This window comes from Bartonella sp. AA86SXKL (assembly GCF_042196885.1).
Genome location: NZ_JBHIRE010000432.1, coordinates 1 through 641, shown reverse-complemented (window position 1 = coordinate 641; position 641 = coordinate 1). Strand labels below are relative to the sequence as shown.

The window sequence follows — 641 nt, the reverse complement described above, 5'->3', positions numbered from 1 at the left end:
ATGAATATTATTAATGGTGGTGTTCATGCTGATAACCCGATTGATTTTCAAGAATTTATGATTATTCCTGTAGGAGCATCTACGCTAAAAGAAGCAATTCGCTATGGTGCTGAAATTTTTCATACGTTAAAAAAACGTTTAAAAGATGCAGGTTATAATACCAATGTTGGTGATGAGGGTGGCTTTGCACCTCAATTTAAAAGCGCCGAGCAAGCGATTGATTTTATTATGGAATCTATAATAGCATGTGGGTATAAACCAGGTGAACAAATTGCCCTTGGTTTAGATTGTGCTGCAACCGAATTTTATAAAAATGGTTCCTATTTTTATGAAGGTGAGGGGAAATATCGTGATGTGGGGGAACAGGTAGATTATTTAGCACAACTTATTAAAACTTACCCTATTATCACAATTGAAGATGGTATGGCTGAGGATGATTGGGAAGGTTGGAAGTTACTCACTGACTCGATTGGTAAAAAATGTCAGCTTGTTGGCGATGATTTATTTGTAACAAATTCTGCGCGTTTGCGGGATGGTATCAAAATGGGAGCAGCCAATTCTATTCTTATCAAAGTTAATCAGATTGGCACGCTAAGTGAAACGCTTGATGCTGTAGAAACAGCGCATAAAGCAGGTTATCG

At 37.4% G+C, this 641-nt stretch carries 1 protein-coding gene; it reads left to right on the top strand.

Annotated features, from left to right (window positions below; all coding sequences use genetic code 11):
• On the top strand, positions 1–641 hold a 641-nt coding region (eno, locus tag ACFIO5_RS12450; RefSeq protein WP_522729901.1), incomplete at both ends, for a phosphopyruvate hydratase.